Annotated in this window: 2 rRNA genes; both read left to right on the top strand. The window is 53.4% G+C overall.

The window, feature by feature from the left end:
• Window positions 1-2,515, top strand: a 23S ribosomal RNA gene (locus NFR90_RS11470); the annotation flags it as partial.
• Window positions 2,516-2,658: 143 nt separating this feature from the next.
• Window positions 2,659-2,773: ribosomal RNA gene (rrf, locus tag NFR90_RS11475) — 5S ribosomal RNA — on the top strand.
• Window positions 2,774-2,787: the final 14 nt, after the last annotated feature.

Here is a 2,787-nt window from a genome sequence, read left to right on the forward strand (position 1 = left end):
AAGTAGAGCGGGACACGTGGAATCCTGTTCGAAGACGGGGGGACCATCCTCCAAGGCTAAATACTCGTGATCGACCGATAGTGAACCAGTACCGTGAGGGAAAGGCGAAAAGAACCCCGGGAGGGGAGTGAAATAGAACCTGAAACCGCATGCATACAAACAGTAGGAGCTTCGTAAGGAGTGACTGCGTACCTTTTGCATAATGGGTCAGCGACTTACATTCTGTGGCGAGCTTAACCGAATAGGGGAGGCGCAGCGAAAGCGAGTTCGAATAGAGCGAAGAGTCGCAGGGTGTAGACCCGAAACCAGATGAGCTATCCATGGCCAGGTTGAAGGTGTGGTAACACACACTGGAGGACCGAACCGACTAGTGTTGCAAAATTAGCGGATGAGCTGTGGATAGGGGTGAAAGGCCAAACAAATCTGGAGATAGCTGGTTCTCCCCGAAAACTATTGAGGTAGTGCCTCGTGTATCGCTCCAGGGGGTAGAGCACTGTTTTGGCTAGGGGGACATGGAGTCTTACCAAACCAAGGCAAACTCCGAATACCTGGAAGCGTGAGCACGGGAGACAGAGCACCGGGTGCTAACGTCCGGACTCAAAAGGGAAACAACCCAGACCGCCGGCTAAGGTCCCCAATAATGGCTAAGTGGAAAACGAAGTGGAAAGGCCGTGACAACCAGGAAGTTGGCTTAGAAGCAGCCATCCTTCAAAGAAAGCGTAATAGCTCACTGGTCGAGTCTTTCTGCGCGGAAGATGTAACGGGGCTAAGCCATTAACCGAAGCCGCGGATGCAGAGATTACTCTCTGCGTGGTAGGGGAGCGTTCTGTAAGTCTGCGAAGGAGTCTTGAGAAGGATTCTGGAGATATCAGAAGTGCGAATGCTGACATGAGTAACGTTAAAGCGGGTGAAAAGCCCGCTCGCCGTAAGCCCAAGGTTTCCTGCTCTACGTTCATCGGAGCAGGGTGAGTCGGCCCCTAAGGCGAGGCCGAAAGGCGTAGTCGATGGGAATCGGGTTAATATTCCCGAACCGCCGCCGAATGCGATGGGGTGACGGAGTTTAGAAGGTCAGCCGGGTGTTGGATGTCCCGGTGGGTGAGTGTAGGAGGTCTGCAGGCAAATCCGCAGACGCATCTCCGAGGCAAAGCCGCGATCTGCTAAGGCAGAGAAGTGATTGGACGAACTTCCAAGAAAACCCTCTAAGCGTCAGTTCGGCGGGACCGTACCGCAAACCGACACTGGTGGGCGAGCTGAATATGCTCAGGCGCTTGAGAGAACTCGGGAGAAGGAACTCGGCAAATTGACACCGTAACTTCGGAAGAAGGTGTGCCTGAGTAACGTAGGCGCAGGGACTGCGCTCGCGTGAAAAGGTCTCAGAGAATAGGTGGCTGCGACTGTTTATTAAAAACACAGCACTCTGCCAAGTCGAAAGACGACGTATAGGGTGTGATGCCTGCCCGGTGCTGGAAGATTAATTGATGGGCTGAGAGGCCTTGATCGAAGTCCCAGTAAACGGCGGCCGTAACTATAACGGTCCTAAGGTAGCGAAATTCCTTGTCGGGTAAGTTCCGACCTGCACGAATGGCATAACGATGGCCACACTGTCTCCTCCCGAGACTCAGTGAAGTTGAAATGTTTGTGATGATGCAATCTACCCGCGGCTAGACGGAAAGACCCCATGAACCTTTACTGCAGCTTTGCATTGAACTGTGAACCGATTTGTGTAGGATAGGTGGGAGGCAGAGAAACGTGTACGCCAGTACGCGCGGAGCCAACCTTGAAATACCACCCTGATTTGTTTGCGGTTCTAACCCGGGACAGTGACCCTGTTCGGGGACCGTGCATGGTAGGCAGTTTGACTGGGGCGGTCTCCTCCTAAAGGGTAACGGAGGAGTACGAAGGTACGCTAGGTACGGTCGGAAATCGTGCTGATAGTGCAATGGCAAAAGCGTGCTTGACTGCGAGAGCAACAACTCGAGCAGATGCGAAAGCAGGTCATAGTGATCCGGTGGCTCTGAATGGAAGGGCCATCGCTCAACGGATAAAAGGTACTCTGGGGATAACAGGCTGATACCGCCCAAGAGTTCATATCGACGGCGGTGTTTGGCACCTCGATGTCGGCTCATCTCATCCTGGGGCTGTAGTCGGTCCCAAGGGTATGGCTGTTCGCCATTTAAAGAGGTACGTGAGCTGGGTTTAAAACGTCGTGAGACAGTTTGGTCCCTATCTGCCGTGGGCGTTGGAAGATTGACGGGGGCTGCTCCTAGTACGAGAGGACCGGAGTGGACGCACCTCTGGTGTACCGGTTGTCACGCCAGTGGCATTGCCGGGTAGCTAAGTGCGGACGAGATAACCGCTGAAAGCATCTAAGCGGGAAACTTTCCTGAAGATAAGTCTTCCCGGAGGTAAAACCTCCCTGAAGAGTCGTCCGAGACCAGGACGTCGATAGGTCAGGTGTGTAAGCGCTGTGAGGCGTTGAGCTAACTGATACTAATTGCTCGTGAGGCTTGATCCTATAACCGTGTTGCTTGTGACCGGCTGTGAGGTCCGTGCGAGAAAGAACAAAGTGAAAGCTGAGCTTGAGAGAAATCCAAGGCGCTGCCAAGATGAAGTAAATCGATCCGAATTGGCTCCTTAACCGGAGCGGACAGTTTTAAGCCCGGAGGCCATAGCAGGGCGGAACCACTCCTTCCCATCCCGAACAGGACAGTGAAACGCCTCCACGCCGATGATAGTGAGTTGTATTTCTTGCGAAAGTAGGTAGTCTCCGGGCTCTCCATTCTTAAA

Source organism: Parasutterella muris (assembly GCF_943193095.1).
Classification (GTDB): domain Bacteria; phylum Pseudomonadota; class Gammaproteobacteria; order Burkholderiales; family Burkholderiaceae_F; genus Parasutterella; species Parasutterella muris.